This window comes from Thermococcus waiotapuensis, assembly GCF_055384795.1.
Map to the genome: position 1 here is coordinate 962,343 of NZ_AP042429.1, position 17,989 is coordinate 980,331.

Annotated in this window: 19 protein-coding genes; 10 read left to right on the forward strand and 9 right to left on the reverse strand. The window is 50.9% G+C overall.

Translation table 11 applies throughout. From position 1 onward, the window contains the following. Window positions 1-176 precede the first annotated feature (176 nt). Together ACZ47M_RS05365 and ACZ47M_RS05370 are read left to right on the forward strand one after the other, a co-directional pair. Window positions 177-1,424: an aminotransferase-like domain-containing protein gene (locus ACZ47M_RS05365; RefSeq protein WP_315342857.1), complete on the forward strand. Its 1,248-nt coding sequence runs from the start codon at window positions 177-179 to the stop codon at window positions 1,422-1,424. Window positions 1,425-1,501: 77 nt separating this feature from the next. After that, a complete protein-coding gene (locus ACZ47M_RS05370) occupies window positions 1,502-2,281 on the forward strand; it encodes a gamma-glutamyl-gamma-aminobutyrate hydrolase family protein (RefSeq protein ID WP_315342926.1) in 780 nt (259 codons plus the stop codon). On the opposite strand, the gene ACZ47M_RS05375 is transcribed toward ACZ47M_RS05370, so the two are convergent. After that, window positions 2,261-3,103, reverse strand: a complete 843-nt coding sequence (locus ACZ47M_RS05375) for an SPL family radical SAM protein (protein WP_315342856.1) — start codon at window positions 3,101-3,103, stop codon at window positions 2,261-2,263. The two genes, ACZ47M_RS05370 and ACZ47M_RS05375, sit on opposite strands and share 21 nt — an antisense overlap. A 57-nt stretch (window positions 3,104-3,160) precedes the next feature. Here ACZ47M_RS05375 and ACZ47M_RS05380 point away from each other — a divergent pair, with 57 nt between their 5' ends. Continuing rightward, complete coding sequence (locus ACZ47M_RS05380) at window positions 3,161-3,571, forward strand: OsmC family protein (RefSeq protein ID WP_315342924.1); 411 nt, start codon at window positions 3,161-3,163, stop codon at window positions 3,569-3,571. 38 nt (window positions 3,572-3,609) lie between these two features. Next, on the forward strand, window positions 3,610-4,251 hold the full coding sequence (gene snatA, locus ACZ47M_RS05385; RefSeq protein WP_315342855.1) for a neutral amino acid NAAT transporter SnatA: 642 nt from the start codon (window positions 3,610-3,612) through the stop codon (window positions 4,249-4,251). A 5-nt stretch (window positions 4,252-4,256) separates the two neighbouring features. Here snatA and ACZ47M_RS05390 read toward each other — a convergent pair whose 3' ends face one another. After that, a complete protein-coding gene (locus ACZ47M_RS05390) occupies window positions 4,257-5,339 on the reverse strand; it encodes an NOG1 family protein (protein WP_315342854.1) in 1,083 nt (360 codons plus the stop codon). Between the two features lie 276 nt (window positions 5,340-5,615). On the opposite strand from ACZ47M_RS05390, the gene ACZ47M_RS05395 reads away from it, so the two are divergent. The 3 genes from ACZ47M_RS05395 to ACZ47M_RS05405 are packed head-to-tail and all read left to right on the forward strand — an operon-like array spanning window position 5,616 to window position 8,691. Beyond that, window positions 5,616-6,326 carry a hypothetical protein gene (locus ACZ47M_RS05395; RefSeq protein ID WP_315342852.1) on the forward strand — a complete coding sequence of 237 codons (711 nt, stop codon included), beginning with the start codon at window positions 5,616-5,618 and terminating at the stop codon, window positions 6,324-6,326. A 4-nt stretch (window positions 6,327-6,330) separates the two neighbouring features. After that, on the forward strand, window positions 6,331-7,593 hold the full coding sequence (glmU, locus tag ACZ47M_RS05400; RefSeq protein ID WP_315342851.1) for a bifunctional sugar-1-phosphate nucleotidylyltransferase/acetyltransferase: 1,263 nt from the start codon (window positions 6,331-6,333) through the stop codon (window positions 7,591-7,593). Further along, on the forward strand, window positions 7,594-8,691 hold the full coding sequence (locus ACZ47M_RS05405) for a DUF835 domain-containing protein (RefSeq protein ID WP_315342849.1): 1,098 nt from the start codon (window positions 7,594-7,596) through the stop codon (window positions 8,689-8,691). On the opposite strand, the gene ACZ47M_RS05410 is transcribed toward ACZ47M_RS05405, so the two are convergent. Then, window positions 8,692-9,360, reverse strand: coding sequence for a TBP-interacting protein (locus ACZ47M_RS05410; protein WP_315342922.1), 669 nt, complete (start codon window positions 9,358-9,360; stop codon window positions 8,692-8,694). A 116-nt stretch (window positions 9,361-9,476) separates the two neighbouring features. On the opposite strand from ACZ47M_RS05410, the gene ACZ47M_RS05415 reads away from it, so the two are divergent. Then, window positions 9,477-9,647 (forward strand): preprotein translocase subunit Sec61beta, encoded by a 171-nt coding sequence (locus ACZ47M_RS05415; RefSeq protein WP_010478173.1) that lies wholly within the window; start codon window positions 9,477-9,479, stop codon window positions 9,645-9,647. A 59-nt stretch (window positions 9,648-9,706) separates the two neighbouring features. Here the strand turns inward: ACZ47M_RS05415 and ACZ47M_RS05420 are convergent, their stop codons facing one another. The 3 genes from ACZ47M_RS05420 to ACZ47M_RS05430 form a co-directional block, all read right to left on the reverse strand. Continuing rightward, window positions 9,707-10,435: an acetate--CoA ligase family protein gene (locus ACZ47M_RS05420; RefSeq protein WP_315342919.1), complete on the reverse strand. Its 729-nt coding sequence runs from the start codon at window positions 10,433-10,435 to the stop codon at window positions 9,707-9,709. A gap of 5 nt (window positions 10,436-10,440) precedes the next feature. Beyond that, window positions 10,441-11,856, reverse strand: a complete 1,416-nt coding sequence (locus ACZ47M_RS05425) for an acetate--CoA ligase family protein (RefSeq protein ID WP_315342848.1) — start codon at window positions 11,854-11,856, stop codon at window positions 10,441-10,443. Window positions 11,857-12,176: 320 nt separating this feature from the next. Further along, window positions 12,177-13,367: a magnesium transporter gene (locus ACZ47M_RS05430; protein WP_315342846.1), complete on the reverse strand. Its 1,191-nt coding sequence runs from the start codon at window positions 13,365-13,367 to the stop codon at window positions 12,177-12,179. A gap of 126 nt (window positions 13,368-13,493) precedes the next feature. Here ACZ47M_RS05430 and ACZ47M_RS05435 point away from each other — a divergent pair, with 126 nt between their 5' ends. Beyond that, on the forward strand, window positions 13,494-14,102 hold the full coding sequence (locus ACZ47M_RS05435) for a potassium channel family protein (RefSeq protein WP_315342845.1): 609 nt from the start codon (window positions 13,494-13,496) through the stop codon (window positions 14,100-14,102). Further along, window positions 14,095-14,676, forward strand: coding sequence for a potassium channel family protein (locus ACZ47M_RS05440; protein ID WP_315342843.1), 582 nt, complete (start codon window positions 14,095-14,097; stop codon window positions 14,674-14,676). The genes ACZ47M_RS05435 and ACZ47M_RS05440 overlap by 8 nt, the downstream gene beginning before the upstream one ends. A gap of 212 nt (window positions 14,677-14,888) precedes the next feature. On the opposite strand, the gene ACZ47M_RS05445 is transcribed toward ACZ47M_RS05440, so the two are convergent. Genes ACZ47M_RS05445 through ACZ47M_RS05455 form a run of 3 tightly spaced genes read right to left on the reverse strand, consistent with a single transcriptional unit; the run spans window position 14,889 to window position 17,988 of the window. Beyond that, on the reverse strand, window positions 14,889-15,551 hold the full coding sequence (locus ACZ47M_RS05445) for an ABC transporter ATP-binding protein (protein WP_315342841.1): 663 nt from the start codon (window positions 15,549-15,551) through the stop codon (window positions 14,889-14,891). 5 nt (window positions 15,552-15,556) lie between these two features. Continuing rightward, complete coding sequence (locus ACZ47M_RS05450) at window positions 15,557-17,614, reverse strand: hypothetical protein (RefSeq protein ID WP_315342839.1); 2,058 nt, start codon at window positions 17,612-17,614, stop codon at window positions 15,557-15,559. Continuing rightward, window positions 17,611-17,988 (reverse strand): hypothetical protein, encoded by a 378-nt coding sequence (locus tag ACZ47M_RS05455; RefSeq protein WP_315342838.1) that lies wholly within the window; start codon window positions 17,986-17,988, stop codon window positions 17,611-17,613. Before ACZ47M_RS05455 ends, ACZ47M_RS05450 begins: the two co-directional genes overlap by 4 nt. Window position 17,989 lies beyond the last annotated feature (1 nt).

Consider the following 17,989-nt stretch of genomic DNA (forward strand, 5'->3'; position numbering starts at 1 on the left):
ACACCGAATAACCCGCCGGAAGAGGTGGAGATCTTACGGGCCGCTCCTTTACAAATAGAAAAACCGGAGTGCAGGTTTAGAGAAAAGTTTATAACCGATTAGCCCCAGAAGTCTATGTACAGTTCCGTGCTGATGGATTAAGTTGATCATCGGGAGGGAGGGACGTGGAGGAAAAGATGAAGAAACTCGAAAAGAAGCTCGCCGCGGGGCCCGTGGACTTTGACTCGTTCTTCTCCCAGAAGGCGCTTAGGATGAAGGCTTCCGAGGTTAGGGAGCTCCTGAAGCTCGTTGAGACAAGCGATGTTATAAGCCTGGCCGGAGGCCTGCCCGCGCCTGAGACTTTCCCCGTTGAGACAATAAAGAAGATAACTGCCGAAATTCTCGAAGAACACGCCGATAAGGCCCTGCAGTATGGAACAACCAAGGGATTCACCCCCCTAAGGCTTGCGCTGGCGAGGTGGATGGAAAAGAGGTATGGGATTCCCATGAGCAAGGTCGAGATACTGACGGTTGCCGGATCCCAGCAGGCCCTTGATCTCATAGGCAGGGTCATCATAAACCCGGGCGACGTTATAGTTGTGGAGGCCCCCACTTATTTAGCCGCGATACAAGCGTTCGAGTACTACGATCCAGAGTTTGTATCGATCCCCATGGACGACGAAGGCATGAGGATTGACCTCCTCGAGGAGAAGCTGGAGGAGCTCAAAAAGCAAGGAAAAAGAGTGAAAATGGTTTACACGGTCTCAACGTTCCAGAACCCGGCAGGGGTCACAATGAGCCTTGAGAGGAGGAAGAGGCTCGTCGAGCTCGCGGAGGAGTACGACTTCCTTATTGTTGAAGATGGCCCCTACAGCGAGCTCCGCTACTCCGGGGAGCCTATACCCCCAATAAAGCACTTCGATGAGAACGGCCGCGTCATATACCTCGGAACCTTCTCGAAGATACTCGCTCCGGGACTCAGGATCGGGTGGGTGGCTGCTCATCCGCACCTCATAAGGAAGATGGAGATAGCCAAGCAGAGCATAGACCTCTGCACCAACACTCTGGGACAGGCCATAGCCTGGAAGTACGTGGAAGACGGCCACCTGGATGGGCACATACCCAAGATCGTTGAGTTTTACAAACCAAGGAGAGACGTCATGCTTGAGGCTCTCGAGGAGTACATGCCCGAAGGTGTTACCTGGACAAAGCCCGAGGGTGGAATGTTCGTGTGGGTGACCCTCCCAGAGGGCATAGACACGAAGTTCATGCTGGAAAAAGCCGTTTCAAAGGGAGTTGCTTACGTTCCCGGCGAGGCCTTCTTCGTCCACAGGGACAAAAAGAACACCATGAGGCTCAACTTTACCTACGTGCCAGAGGAGAAGATCAGGGAGGGTGTGAAGAGGCTGGCGGAGACCGTTAAGGAGGAGCTCAAAAAACTTTGAGAAGACAGGGTTTTCCTTTTTACTCCCTTGATCAACACGTTTTTATAGAGGTTGCCTCAGTTTATCCGGGGGTGCCTATGAAGCCGCTCATAGCTATAATTGTGGGAACCGAAGAATCGGATTGGGCTTCCATCAAACAGCAATTCCGGGTTATAAAGAATGCTGGAGGGATACCCGGGGTTTTTCTGCCCGAAGGTGATCCCGGGGACATAGTGAACATCGCCGATGGCATAGTGCTGACCGATGGACCCGATGTCCATCCCTACTTCTACGGGGATGACCCATTACCTTACATCAGGAGCGTTGATTATGACAGGGACAAATTTGAGATAGAACTGTTCAGGCTGGCCCTTAAAATGGAAATCCCAGTTTTGGGGATAAGTAGAGGGATGCAAATAATGAACGTGGCCATGGACGGGACCCTCTACCAGGATATAGCCTCAGAGATCCCGAAGGCGATAAAACATGACTGGGACATAAGACAGACTAACCCGCATCAGCGTCTTCACGGGATGAGACTCAAGACAGCCTCAAAGGTTTACGAGGCAATAAAGGATTACCTGGAGGTCTCAAGCACCAACGAGGTCTTTATCCATGTCAACAGTTTCCACCATCAGGCAATTAAGAAGGTTGGGGAAGGGTTCAAGCCCATAGCGTTCTCAATAGACGGTATAACAGAGGCCATCGAAAGGGAAGAGGGATTTTACGTTGGCGTTCAGTGGAGACCCGAATACCTTCCGGAGATGATCGGGCTCTACAAAGCCCTAATCAATGCCGCCAGAGAGAACCACCACCGCAGGATTGAGAGAGAAAATATAGAAATGCAGGAGAAGCCCTCATCCGGGAACGAGGTGTGAGCCGTCGCAGGTGGGGAAAGAGCGGTAGCCTTCCCTGCAGGAACCAAAGGTGATACCCCTCTTCACGATCTCTTCCTCGGCTTTTTGCAGGATTTCAAAACGAAGCTCCTGCGGAAGATAGTAGTAGCCGCCTATTTGCTCACCCTTCTCGTAGAGCGGCCACAGTTTCTCCATCAGCTCCGGGAACTTGGCGAACATCCTCTTCTTTGAATCGGGGCGGAGTTTGAGGGTTGAAACCGTTACGTGGCTCACGAAGCTAAGGGCATCGAGGGTCTCATCGAAGTCCTCCCACGTGTAAAACGGGATTATCGGGTCAATGCGGGCGTAAACAGGAATTCCCGCTTCCTTTGCCTTCTTCAGCGCCCGGATTCTGGCCCTCGGGGCTGGCGCGTTCGGCTCGAGGAGTTTCGCCTTCTTCTCATCCACAGTCGTCACTGTTATTCCGACGGCGCACTTCAGCTCGCTTAGAATATCGATGTCGCGCTCGAAGATGTTGGACTTCGTGAGGAGCAGACAGCGGACGTTGTATCTCTTGAAAAGCTCCAGCACTCTTCTCGTTATTTCCAGCTTTTCCTCAATTTTTGGATACGGGTCGGAGGAGTAGGAGAGCGCTATGATGTGGCTTTTATCCAACACTCTTAGCTCTTTTTCCAGCCTTGGCAGGAGGTTCTCCTTGGTTCTCACCCGAAAGGCGTTGGGGATGTAGCTCGTTATGTAGCAGTAGACGCAGGCGTGGTCGCAGCCGGTGTAGACGTTCAGCGTGTACTTGAAGGGGCAGGTGCAGAGTTTCGCTTTCCATGGATCAAAGGGTCTCACGTACATCGCCAAAGTTTGGGAAACCTCTTTAAAGGCATTTTGGGAATGAAGCCAGTGGTGGCAATGTCAGACCCGGTCAGGGGAAAGGTTGAGTGGTTCAAGGATTATCAGTTCGTTGGACACATTGAGGGGGAGAGCTGTTCAGTCATACTCGGGGAAGGCGGCATAAGCCCCATGAAGCTTCTGCTTTTGAGTATCGCCGGCTGTACAGCCTACGACGTGGTGATGATACTCCAGAAGATGCGCGAACCCCTAAAGGGTCTGGAGGTCGAGATAAGCGGCGAAAGGCGCGAGGAGCACCCGAGGATCTACAGCAGGATCCACATCCACTACAGAATATACGGCAACGTGGAGGAGGAGAAGGCCAAAAGGGCCATAGAACTGAGCCAGGACAAGTACTGCTCCGCCAGCGCCCACATGAAGCTGAGCGGGACAGAGGTGACTTATTCCTTTGAAGTGGTGAGGGAAGATTAGCTTTTTAACTCCTTGTACCCGCTCGACACGGTGATCCCATGATCGAGTACCTGAAGTATTTCATTCTCATTTACGGAGGCCTTTTCGCGATAACGAACCCGATTGGAGCCGTCCCCGTTTTTCTGAGCGTCACCCGCGACCTCGGCTGGAAAGAGAGGCGCGAGATAGCGACGAAGACTGCCATAACCGTCGTGATAACGCTCCTTGTCTTCGCCCTCATCGGCCAGTGGATATTCAAATTCTTCGGCTCAAGCATCGACGCCTTTGCAATAGCCGGAGGTATACTTCTCTTCAGGATGGCAATGGAGATGCTCTCGGGAAATATCTCCACTGTGAAGATAAGCAGGGAGGAGACCGAGGAGTTCAGCGGTGAGGCCGTTACACTCGAGGAGGTCGCTATAATTCCACTTGCGATTCCCCTTCTCTCAGGCCCGGGCGCGATAACAACGGTTATGCTCTACACTGCCAGGAGCCACCAAATCTTCGAGAAGGCCCTCATTGTAGCCAGCATCGTGGCGGTAGGGCTGACATCCTGGCTCATCCTTTACTTCTCGAGCAAGATACAGGAGAGGCTCGGAAGACTAGGCATCAAGGTGATGACGAGGATGATGGGTCTGATACTCGCCTCAATGGCCATGCAGATGATAATAAACGGGATAAGGGGAGCCTTCGGTCTCTGAGAAACTCACACAAAATTGCTTCCCTCCCGGAATTTTTCCAGTTCCTTTTCCATTATCTTCCTGGCGAGCCCTTCAGCCTTTGGCCTGACCAGTTCAATCACGGTCTTCTTTAGCTCATCCAGGCCGGTCCCAGTTAAAGCTGATATCCTGATGGGCCTGAGGCCTTTCTTTCTGACGAACTCTTCAATCTGTCGAATCTTTTCCTCCTCCGCTATGTCCGTCTTGTTGAGAACCACCACAAAGGGAAACTCGCCAAACTCCGAATGGATCTCCTCAAACAGGTGCATCTGCTCTTCTATCGGAAAGCCACAGTGCTCACTTGGATCAAAGATGTAGACTATAACATCCCCGAGGTGCTTCAGTGCCAATATCGCCTGCTTCTCCACTTCGTTTCTCTCGCTGAGGGGCCTGTCAAGGAGACCCGGGGTGTCTATCACCTGGTATCTGAGGTAGTGCTCCTCAAACTCGCCAACGTTGATGCCTTTGGTGGTAAAGGGATAGCTGGCCACTTCAGGCTTTGCGTTGGTTAGGACTCGCAGGAGAGTGCTCTTCCCAACGTTGGGATGACCCGCTATCACTACGGTTGGCAGCTCAAGATCAACCACCGGGAGTTCCTTTAGCACGTTTCTGGCCCTGTTCAGGTATTCAAGGTCGTCGTTGATGCTCTGCAGTATATCCGCCACCCTGCCATAAAACTGCCTCCTCAACTTTGCTATCTCCATGGGGTCCCTCTCAAAGCGAAGCTTTTCCACGTACCTCTGTTCAAGGTTTCGGATTGTCTTTATCGCCCAATCAACCCTCGCCAGCGAACGGTGGAACTGGTCCCTGTCAACCAATGTGTCCACGAGCTCCTGATAGAACTTCGGCAGGGTAGAAACCCCGGGGGTTCCCTCGAGTATCTTCTTCAGGTTGTCTCTAACGACGTTGGAAACAGTCCTTATCCTCAGTTCCTCCCTCTGTCTCGCCTTTGCCACTTTTCCGCCCTGGGGTGTAACGGCGGAAGCGGCTTTCTCAGCCCGTCTGAAGGCTTTGTCTATGAGTTCATCAGCGGTAAGCACCGTCGGCATTTTCTCAAAAGGGTTCTTCATATAAATCACCCTCCTTTTCTCTCACACGAGAAGAGTTTGCCCGCGAGTTTAAAAATATGCCTGAAGGAAAAGGAAAAATCACCAACTTAAGTCTTTAGCAACCCTGCAGCCAAACCACATAGCAAGAAAGGCAAAAACGGCAGTATCGGGTCAGTATCTTGCCAGCACTCAGCTGGCTAATGAAGCCCGCTCTCCAACGGCAGGGAGACCACAGGAGGAGAAATGCTTCGAAAACTTTATTTTTTCTATGGGGAGATAGTTTAGGGTGGTATAGGATTGAGCTACCCCCAGCTGGTACTCAAAGCGATACTTGGAACGATTCTGGCATGGCTCCCGACTAGCCCTGAGCTCGCGCTTGAAAAGGCTTACCTTTTCCCCATATATGTGGGGATGACCTTTGCGGGTATCTTCTATTTCCAGAAGGAAATATGCCTGCTTCCAAGGGATTTAATGACTCAAAATGGGAGAAGCTGGTCCAAGGTCTTTCTGTACTCATCACTTTTCACACTCATAATAGGCTACCCCCTCGGGAAAACCCTGGGAACTCTTGGCATCCAAACCCTTCTCATCTTGGACGTTGCCCTGGGTGTTGTACTTTTAATTCTGGGCACTCTTGAAAGGGTGCCCTTTAATTTACCGGGGGACATCAAAGATTTTTTTCTGTCTTTTCTGGTAGGAACTGCCCAGGGGCTTTCATCGCCCGGCCCCTCGAGGGCCCTGACTTCCCTAATAGCGGCTTCAATGATAGAAAGTGATGTAAGGGATGCCGTTAGGGCCACTCTCTTAGCCTCTCCTGCATACTTTGCTCTCAGGGCTATGCTACTCAAAGAGTCCGGTCTCGTGGGGATCGACGGAATAATCCTATCCTCAGTATCGTTCTTTCTCTCTTTGATAATTATACATTTTCTCATGAAGCTCGCAGCATACGGGAGAAAGTTCCTCATGGGTTATGCTCTAATATCCCTAATCTCAATACTCTGGAGGTGAGCCCATGAAAGGCGTTATCTTAGCGGCAGGGAAAGGAGAAAGGCTCCAACCCCTAACCGACGACAGACCCAAGGTAACTCTGAAAGTGGCTAACAAGCCCCTAATAGAGTACATAATGGAGAATCTTGACCCGTTCGTTGATGACTTTGTGATCATTGTAAGGTACAAAAAGGAGAAGCTGATTGAAGTCATCAGTGACGAGTTTCACGGGAAGCCAGTAACTTACGTCGAACAGCTTCCGGGGAATGGAACTGCCAAAGCCATAGAAAGCGCTGAGAAATACGTTACGGGCGAGGAATTCATAGTGGCAAACGGGGACATATATCTTGAAAAAGACGGAGTCAGGGAACTCGTGTCCACTTTCAGAAAGCACAATGCCGATGCGGCCATTCTGGTAAAAAATTTCGACGACCTGAGTCACTTCGGGAAAGTTGACGTTAATGGACTCAAAGTCGAAAAAATAACCGAGAAGCCGGGGAAAATTCCGGGTTATGCGAACCTCGGCCTCTACGTATTCACTCCTGAAGTCTTTAGCTTCATCAAGTCCACACCGCCGAGCGAGAGAGGAGAGTACGAGATAACGGACACCATCAACCTCATGATAAATGCCGGAAAAAACGTCGTTTATGCAGTTTACGATGGTTACTGGAATGATATCGGCAGGCCATGGAACCTCCTCGAGCTCAACGAATACCTGCTCAAAACAAAGCTGAAGCATGAGATAAGAGGAAAAGTCGAGGAAGGCGCCGTAGTAATACCTCCTGTTGAGATAGGAGAGGGAACCGTGGTAAGGAGCGGCTCTTACATAATAGGGCCGGTAAAAATAGGGAGAAACTCAGTGATAGGCCCGAACTGCTTTATAAGGCCCAGCACGAGCATAGGCGACAACTGCCACATTGGAAACGCTGTTGAGGTCAAGAACTCCATAATAATGGACAACTCCAATGCACCCCATCTGAACTATGTCGGGGATTCCATAATAGGTGAGAACGTAAACCTCGGCGCGGGAACTATAACAGCTAACCTTAGACACGACAGGGGCAGCATCAAAGTCGAAATCAAAGGAAAGCTCGAAGACAGCGGGCGGCATAAACTCGGCGCCATAATCGGCCACAATGTCAAAACTGGGATTAACGTCAGCATCTATCCCGGCAGAAAGATTGGGAGCAACTCTCTGATAGGGCCTGGCGTCGTAGTGGACGAGAACGTTCCTCCAGGGGCTATGGTGTTGCTGAAACAAGAGAAAATACTAAGGAAGGTGGGTTAAATGGAATGGATCGCGCTCGTCAACTTTCTTTCGAGGTGGATTCTTTTTGGGGCCATAGCTTACAAGGCTTACCAAACAAAGAACCAGGGGTGGGCACTGCTTTCAGCGGCTTTTTTAATTAATGCCCTTGACATCGAAGCGTACATCCTGGACCCCCTCGGAATCAGGATACCGGATGAGGCCTACGATGTTGCATCGTTAGTGCCGAGTTTTTTGATAGGTGTCTCAGTTGTTTGGGGCTTCCTCTGCCTTGAGAATGGAAAAATCGGGTTTAAACACGCCCTCCTCGTGTCGATACTTCTTGTAACCTCGTATCTATGGCTGTTTGCTGTGGCGGCAAATATCTTCGGGGACAGTTTCTTACTCAAAAACAGTTTTCCATCGTTTGTCTTTGGCGGAAGTTTGCTTCTCCTATCTTACATCCTCTGGAAGTACATAATTGGGGGGAGGCTTTGGGACAGACTGTTCCCTGTGGGCATCTCAATAGTCGGTCTCCTCAACCTTACCTATCCCATTGGAAGGCAGATAGGCTGGTATTCAAACTTTGCTTTCTCCGCGGCGGCCTTGGGCAGAGTACTGGCCGCGGTTGGAGCGTTCACCTTTGTATTCTATCCAGCGGTAAAGCCGGAGAAGACGTCAGTATCGAACGTGCCGCCTCTTGGAGCCCATCTGTTTCCCGGCGAAGAGGAGCTTCTCTCACAATACCCGCACTTCTTCAGGAACGACATGATAGCGGTAACAAGAACCGACCCTGAAAGAGCCGCTGAGAAGTTCTCGGAGGGTTCCCTGGTATTCTGGCTTACGAGGGCAAAAGAAGGCCTCGTTCGGGAGAAGCCTCGCGTAATAGCCATAAGCCCGTCAAAGCTTGGGATACTCCAGGACCTGATAACCAGAGAACTGGAAAACGGGTATAAGATAGTTTATATAGATGCCCTCGAGTACCTGAAGTCAGAGGTTGGCTTCGAACCCATGATGAAGTTCCTCCTCGCGGTTAAGGATACAGTGACAACAAAAGAAAGCGTTTTAACGGTGGTCGTAACCAAAAACGCCTTCGAAGAAAGGGAAAGAAAACTTCTTGAACGGGAGTTTTTCCCCTGATCACTCCTTTTTCAGCGTTTCCTCAAGGAATTCCCGTGTTTCTTCGCTGAAAGCTGAAATGGGAATCTCTTTTCCGAACTTGTCGTAAACTTTGCCGTCCCCAAAGTTCAGCTCGAAGATCTCGTAGACCTCCTCGTTCTTTTCCTGAAGTTTAATCCCGTGTTCCTTAAGATGGAACTCCAGGTTGTCTATGTCAACGTATTTGCCGCATTCTTCGCACTTGTAGAACTGCCAGAAGACGTAGTCCTGGCCAATTACTGCGTTCTGCTTGATGTGATCTATCAACCTGCCCCCCAGGTACTCATAAAAATCCATCTGAGTGAGTTTTCCGTTCTTCTCTTCAACTTTGAAACCCTTCCACACTATGTGATCGTTTATGTCGCTCAGGGTTGTCCTGGCGTACCTGTTGGTCATTATGAAAACTCCGTTGTGGACGGAGAAGACGCTCTTCTCGGGGACCGCTATTATCACAATCCCCTCCGGCTTCAGGCTCTCTGCGATTTTGATGGCCTGCTCCTTGTTGTCTGCAGTCATAATCGTGACCTTGATACCGCTCTTTTTGTGGATGCCGCTTATTGTTTCTCCCTCTATGTTCCAGTGGTAGTCATCCAGATGTCTAACCTGGGCGTAAACCGTTTTTGTCTTTGGGCTGAGGCTCCCGTAGTCCATGCTTCCCACCGGGGGCTATAAAGGAGGAACGTTAATAAACCTTCCCGGAAAAGCTTAAAAACGTTCGTGGGGAGAACGCTTATAGAGGCCTTACCACAAAGGACGAGGGGATGGGTATGGCAAAGGATAAAACGACTCTTCCGCCAACCGGAGCGGGCTTAATGAGGTTCTTTGATGAGGACACGAGGGCCATTAAGGTCAGTCCAAAGGGGGTTATTGCGCTCACGCTGATACTGGTTGCGTTCGAGATTTTTCTGCACCTCTTCGGCTCGAGCATTTTCGGTTGAGTTTTTTAATTTCAAAAAGAAAAGGATTAAGCGCACCTTTCCTTGCACTCAGAGCTCATTTAGGGCCCTTTGTCCTCGGGAACCTTAAGGATGATCCTCGCGTCAACGACCACGGCGCCTTCGCCCTCGCTGTAGACGAAGACAGGGTTGAGGTCCATCTCCTTGATGTAGTCCCTCAGCTCGTCGACCAGCTCGCTTACCCTGAGGAGCATATCAACTATTGCCTCTATATCAGCTGGCTTTTCACCGCGCGCTCCCGCTAAAATCGGGTAGCCCTTTATCTCCGTTATCATCTTCCTGGCGTCGCGCTCGGTTATCGGGATTACCCTGAACGTGACGTCCTTGAGAACCTCTACGAAGATTCCACCGAGACCGAACATGAGCGCGTGGCCGAACTGCGGGTCCTCGGTGACGCCGATGATTATCTCCCTGCCCGGCCTGAGCATCGGGGCTATGAGAACGCCGAGGATTTCTGCGTCCGGCCTGTATTTGTGCGCGTTCTCGTGGATGACTTCCCACTTCTCCTTGAGTTCCTCAGGCGTTTTTATGTTGAGGAGAACCACTTTAGCGTCGCTCTTGTGGAGAATCTGCGGCGACATGAGCTTCATGGCCACCGGGTAGCCGATTTCCTCGGCGTACTTTAGAGCTTCATCGAGAGTCCTGGCAAGCTTCTCGTTCGGAACGGGCAGACCGTAAGCCTTTAAAACCTGCTTTGCCTCGTACTCGACCATGGCCGTCCTGCCCTGGGCCAGGACGGACTCAATAACTTTGAGGGCTTCCTCCTTCATAACCATCACCCCTTCTTCAGATATTGAGCATAACGAACCAAACCTGCCATTGCCCTAACTCCCCTCTCGGGGGTTGGATAGACCGGAACTCCCCTCTCCTCGAGCATTCTCGCGTAGCGGTCGGTCTTCTTTCCGCCCATTGCCACAGCCACTATCGGCTTATCGCTCTTCCTCTGGTATTCGGCGAGGATGTCGATTATCCTCTCCTCCTCGAGGAGGGGCACCTGGAAGAGGACGATGATAACTATGGCGTCAACGTTCGGGTCTTTGGTGAAAGCTTCGATTGCTATCCTGTAACGCTCCGCGTCGGTATCTCCGACAACGTCGGTCGGATTGCCAGCGACAGCGTGCGGCGGGAAGTTCTCCTTGAGGAACTTTATCGTCTCCTCGCTCAGGTTTGCCATCCTGAGGCCGAATTTGGCCACTGCATCGCTTGCCATGACCCCAGCTCCACCACCGTCGGTGATTATGCCTATCCTGTCGCCCTTCGGGAGCTTGCCTTTGAGCGATGCAAAGGCCTTGGCCAGGTCAAACATGTGCTCGAAGTCTTCTGCTCTGATTATGCCCGTCTGCTTGAAGACGGCATCGTAAATCGTGTCCGCCCCGGCGAGAGAACCGGTGTGGGAAGAAGCCGCCTTTGCCCCATACTCGGTTCTCCCGCTCTTCAGAGCGATGACTGGCTTGACCTTCGTTATCCTCTTAGCTGCCTCTATGAACTTCCTTCCGTCCTTAACGCCCTCGATGTAGAAGGTGACGACGTTTATCTCGTCATCGTGGAGGAAGTAGTCCATCAGGTCGGCGTCGTCAACGTCGAGCTTGTTGCCGTAGCTGACCATCTTTCCAATTCCTATTCCAGCTCCAGCCGCCCAGTCGAGCATCGCAGCTGCGAACGCACCGCTCTGGCTGACGAAGGCTATGGGTCCGCTCCTGGGCCTGTCCATCTTTTCTTCGGGCAGGAAGACGGTGTCAACGCCCGTATCTGGCACATAAACGCCAACGCAGTTTGGACCTATAACGCGTATCCCGTTGGCTTTGGCTATCTCGTAGATTTCGCGCTCGAGCTTCTTCCCTTCCTCGCCAAGCTCTCCGAAGCCGCCCGTGATTATGACGACCGACTTTATGCCCTTTTTGGCGATTTCCCTCATCGTTTCGGGCACGGATGGTGCAGGTATCGAGATGACCGCCAGATCGGTGTCGTCCGGGAGCTCTTCAACACTCTTGTAGACTTTGTAGCCGTCAATCTCCTCAAGCTTGGGGTTCACGGGATAGATGTTGCCTTTAAACATGCCGTTCTCTTTGTTTCTCTTGAAGTTCTCGAAGATAACGTTCCCAACCTTGCCCTTTTTGTCGGTTGCGCCTACGATGGCAACAGCTTTGGGGTCGAAGAAGGGTCTCATCTCTTCCACAATCCTGTCAGTCATCGTTGTCCCTCCGCCAGAAACTTCTCCTCGGGAAAAATTCATTCTGGGTGTATAAAAGAGTTGCGTTTTGTAAAAATTGAGCCCCAATGAACGGAAACATCCATTAATGCAGGCTTTTCAAAAAATCCTAGCTTCTCAGGGCAGATTCAGGGGCCTCATTACTCCGGGTAGCTTCGGGGGCACATTCTCCCCGGAACGGATCTCATCCCAATGGGCAAGCTCGTTCTTATTTCTGTTGAGGACTTTCCAGAAGAAGGAAAGAGGAAAGATTGCCGCGGGCACAGGTAGTGCGGCCACTTTAAGCGGTCCTCGACGGGCCGTCATGCTCCCACCATCATCTTCGCCAGCAGGACGACGAAGAGTGTTCCCGTTATATCAGCCACCGTGGTGACAGTCGGGACTCCAACGTTGTCCGGATCGATGTTGAAGCGGAAGGAAATGAGGGCTATAATAACTCCGATGGCTATGTTTGCCGCGACGAGGAAGGGGTAGCCGAGGATGAACGGCCATATCAACGTAGCGTGATAGCCGATCAGGTTTGTGACGTGGACTGCTATATAGTTGGTCAGAAAACCTATTATCGGAGTTAACAGGAGCAGCGCAGAAATGTCAAAGTAGAACTCCCTGTCTTTGAGGGCGCTCTCTCCAGAAAGGTTTAGCCTCGTTGAAGTGGTTGCCGCGGCTATCGAGGCGAAGTTACCGACGCTGTCGAGTATTGACGGGTACATAACGCTGAGTATTATAACTTGGGAGATGAAATCGCTGTAAGATTCAAGCATCGAGCCTGAGAATATCTCGAGAATGGCCAGGCCGGTTAAGACTCCCCCGATCTCCTTGAACGCTTTGATGTGTTCTCTCCCATACTTAGAGCGAAGTATTAGCAGAACTAGGAGGGCTATCATGAGGGCCGTAAAGGCGTAGAAGGCCGTTTCGTTACTCTCGTAGAAAAATACGAGATAAACGAGCGAGGGGATTGTTATGACGTCCGCCACGGAGGTTATTAAAGGGGCCGCTATCATGTCAGGGTCCGCGCCCCAGCGGTAGGAGAATACCGTGATGATTGCGGTGGAGTAGCCGAGGAGCAAACCAACGACTAACGCGGAGGCAATCACGATGAGAAGGACGACGAAGGCTGAATCGGGGAAACCAAGCTTTATAGTGCCTGCTATCCAGAGAATAATAAGGGGTATCTTAGAGCTTCCAATAGCTATCGACACGTTGGTCGTGACTTCCTTGTCGAGGACTCCCCTAATTTTACCGAGGTGGAGGGCCGTTGTCATCCTCGAGGCCATAGCCCCAAAAACGTTGCCCCTCAGATCGTTGAGACCGGGGAGAATTATCAGAAGCAGCGGATAAGAGGTGACTATCATTTCAAAATTCTTTCCCAAAACGCCCCCACCAACGAAATCAAGGGCTAAGCAGAGCAGTAATGCAGGAAACGTTACTAAGAACGTCTGCTTCAGTCTTTCTCGCCATCCGCGGGTTCCAACTGTTACTTTCACTGGGAGCATCGTTCTCCACCTCCATTTCACCCACCTCCAAGCCACTTAGCCGAAGTGGCTTTATAAATGTTGTCATGTCAAAAGGCGAAAAGTAAATAAACTTGCCCGAGAACCCAAAACTGGGGAGGGACTTCGATGGAAGAATGGGACGAAGTGGAGGTTCCAAACAACGTTAAGGACATCTTCGTTGAGATGAAAAATACCGCGGAGCTTATGGTTGATCTTGCTTATTCGGCCGCACTTTTTAAAGAGAAGGAGATGGCCGAAGAGGTTCTTGAGCTTGAAGAGTACCTGGACATCCTAAACTACCACCTGATGGTGAGGGCTGTTCTAGCGGCATCCAGAAGCCTGGAGGAAGCCGAAAAGATAACCTCTATCCTACAGATGGCCCACTCAATAGACGAAATCTCAAACGCCGCCGCCGATCTGGCGAAAATAGTTTTGGAAGAGAAAATTCATCCCCTTATAACCGAGGTCATCCTTGAAAGCGAGGAAACAATCGGAAGGGTAGCCGTTTCTCCGAATTCAGTTCTCGTTGGAAAGACCCTAGAAGAACTCGATCTCCCAACCAACACGGGTGTCTGGCCACTCGCCATAAGAAGGGGAAAGAGGTGGATATTCGACCCAGAGGAGGACACGAGGATAATGCCTGGAGATATAATCATTGGGCGTGGAACGAAAACGGCCCTGGAGTACCTCAAGGAGATAGCCAGAGGCGTCATCAAGGTGATGCCCAATGAATGAGTTCGACGAGATAAGGAACTACCTGGTTGAGATGAAAAACCTCTCGACCCTTATGATAGACCTGGCCTTTTCGTCGGTCATGTACAACAGCGAGGACATAGCTGAGGAGGTCTACCTTCTGGAGGAGCGCATGGACGACCTCACGCAGAGGGTCAAAAAACTGGCTCTTAAGGCCGCCAAACGTGAGGAGGATCCGGAACAGCTCCTGAGCATAATTGATTTGGCCGACATAAACGAACGCATCAGCGATGCCGCCTATGGGATAGCTGATATAGTCCTCAAGGATATAGAGCCGCACCCCATCATCATAGAGATAATGGAAGATACCGAGGAAGAGCTTGGAAGGGTAACGGTCAGACCTGGCTCAGTCCTCGTAGGCAAGACCCTCCAGCAACTTAAACTTCCGAGCAAAATAGGGACAAGGATACTGGCAATAAAGCGTGGAACAATGTACATCTACAACCCCCGTGAAAAAGATGAAATCCACGAGGGGGACGTCCTTATAGCGGTCAGTTCCGACCTGGATAAGCTGAGAAAGCTCGCCGGGGAAGAAGTCGAGGAAGAAGAGGACTGATCTTGCTTAGATTTTCCCGGTCTCTAACCTCATTTTCCAGTGAAGGGCGGGGATTCGGCTTAACCCTTCACCAATTACTGGAAGGTTTACGGGCCCCACTTACTCCCGTCACCGGTTTCCTGGTATCCCTACCGCGGAGTGGTTAGGGGTTGTCGCTTAAGGGCACTCTACCGATGTCAAAACACTCCAAAGCGAGGGAGCAATGCGAAGGATCATGGGCCGTTCCCTTCAATCAGGTTTCCTCCCACTATTTTTAAAATCCGGTCGCTTAGCTCCACGAGCCTCGGGTCGTGGGAAGTAATTATCATGGGGATTCGCCCTTTCATCTCGTTCAGTACCTCAACAACAGTCCCAGCGTTTTCAGCGTCGAGCATTGAAGTCGGCTCATCCAGGAGCAACAGTTCCGGACTGTCGGAGAGCACCATTAAAAGCTCCGCCCTCTTCAGTTCCCCACCACTCAACTGGTCCGGATGCTTGTCGAGGACCCTCCCAATGTTCAGTCTCTCTGCCAGCTCTCTGACAGACTTCTCGTCCAGGCTTTTTCTCCTGCCCCGGGCATAAAAAAGAATGTTCTCCCACACGGTGAGCTCCTTTATCATTGTTCCCTCCTGAGTCAGGTAGCCTGCTCTCCTTCTGACCTCGAGGGCCTGCTTCTCATTCTTTGGTTCCATGCCGAAGACCCTGACCAAGCCATGAAGTGGATGTACTAACCCCAAGATTGCCTTCAGTATCGTTGTTTTTCCACTTCCCGAGGGTCCCATGAGTACCAGCGCCTCCTTCTCCCCAAGGGAAAACGTAACTCCCCTGAGGGCCAGAACCCCACCAGTGTATGTCTCATATTTTACGAACACATCCTCAAACTCAACAACACCCACCCCGATCACCCCCAGACGAAAATATGAGGCGGCCTGAAAACGGATTGGACAATTATCTTGCTTCCCGTGAAAGAGAGCTCTCCCGCTGTAAACGTTATGCCTATGTACGCATCTACAAACAGCGAAAGGAAGAGGGAAACCACCGTCGCCATTGCGGCAATCAACAGCAGTTCTCTGAGAATAAACCCAAAGAGGGCTTTCTTGGCGATGGTCACTTCAATCCCTCTCGTGGATGAGTAATCCCGCAGCTTTGAATAATAGCTAAGGGCCATGCCCATCAAAACCAGTAGCGATAGGGCTCCAAAGAAGGCGAACCACCTCCCCAGTTCATTGATGTATACCCCAAAGAGGCTGAGCGAGAGAGTCTTTGAATAGCCGACAAGGTTAACGTAGCCTTCTCTGTATATCTCGTTCGTGACCAGTGCAACGGAGGTGATCCTCGGCAGAATTGCCAGGGCAAAAGAATAACCGGCAAACGTCAGCAGGGCGCTATGTTTCATCACGGTCCTAACGTAGGGTCTGACGTCAAAGGAAGAGGAGAGCGAGAGCATAAAGATGGATGCTTTGTGGAACCACAGGCCGGCAAATGCCCCCAGCAGGGGGATGAGGGCCAAGAGCAACGCCAGCAGTATCACCACTGCCCAGTACCCGCTTCCCATCACCGTGGTCTGGTTGATTCGGAAGTAGCCGAGGGCAAGGAAAATGACCGTCAGTATCGCAAACGTTATTTCGAGCTTGCTTCCTGGCTTTAATTCCCCAAGCCTCTCTGAAACCAGCACGGAAAGGATCACTGCCAGGGTTATGAGTATGCTGACCCCAAAGGACACACTGCCGGGATTCAAATATACAAAAACGACCCATCCTAAAAGGCAGGTCAGGGTCACCAGCAACAGCACCGCTGCCTTCTGGACAAGAACTACCCTCCCTCCTATACCCCTGACCGAGAGCACATTGAGATCTCGCTTCATATCCGCGAAGATGCTTGAGGCGGAGTAAACCACCAGGGTGAAAAGGGGCAGATAAAAAACAACCAGGAGGCCCCCAAACAGTTCAAAGAAATCAACGGTTTGAGACCCCGCATTCTTTACCAAGATGAGTATGTCCCTTTTTTCAAGGGAAGGTCCCAAGAGAGACGCCACACAGTACTGGCTGCTGTTTCCGGTAGATATTTTTTCAAAAGCTGCATGCTCCGCTTCTTTGGGATCCATAATAGTGCCGTTGAAGTAAGTCCAGCCGTTCCCTCTAACGACCAGAGATCTTTGTTCGCAGATAACGTCTCTATAGAAGGTTATGGATGCATTTATGAGCTCATCCTTTACTCTTCTTTCCAGGAGAGTCTCCAAAGGCTCGGGATCCCTGTAAACGTTGTTGAGGTTCACTGCGACGTAAACGGAAAATGTGCTGAATGTTTTTAATACGGGCTTGACTCTTCTAAGAGTGGTCTCAACGGCCCACGGCCGCAGAGGGATGGCTATCTGAAGGTATTCAACACCCTCGGCCTTTGCAAGAGGGTACTCCCTGAACTTCCCATAAGCCCTCACCACATGGACGCTTCTGTTGAAGAAAGACGCCACTGCCGTCTCTGGAGAAAGGTTCCCGGTTAAGTTCTCCTGAAGAACGATAACTGAATCACCTGAAAAGTTGCCTTCAAATCCAAACTCCATGAGATCCCTGGGCTCCCTGAACAGGTAGACGGAGAAGTACACCGTGTGGTTGTTAATCTCCAGCGGCTCCAGCCTCGCCCAGGGGAAAGCTAAAACGACCCCGCTGGTGACGTTGTCTTCGCCCAGATGTTTTTTGATGATAGTTGATAGGTTTTCCGCCTCCAGCATGAACTCATAGGGGTTGGAAGTAAAATTCTCGGGCGTGCCTCCGAGGGTGATTTCCATGTTATACACAGAGTGAGGTCTGTACTCCTTGAAGCTGTATTCGATGCTGCTGTCAACAATTTCACCCACCTGTGAGACAAGATTAAGCATTATGAGTGAGATCGAAAAGGAGACCATGAGAAGAAACGGCAGACCCCTCTTTCTCAGGATCACCTTAACGGGGTGCCACATCATTCCCGGTCCCCTTCCAGGTGATAGTAAGTTGCCATACCACTAACGTAAAAAACAAGCACCTGAATGATCTCCCGCCAGGTAAGAACTGTTTTGATGTTAAGGATACTGGCGATGGAGAGCAATCTGAAAACAATAAAGGAAGCAACTATTCCAGCCATGATTTTGTCCCTGAATCCAAGGAAGTAACCCAGGATATAGAGTCCAGCAACGACCAGTTGGCTGAAATGAAAAATCCAGTACGCCTTTGGAAAAACATTCAGAACTTCAACCCTTTTGGACGAAGGGATTGCATAAATGCCGGCAAGTAAACCCAGCTCTGAAATAGCGATTAACGTAAAAAAGGCCAAGAATATTATTCCAGCCCTCTTACCCATT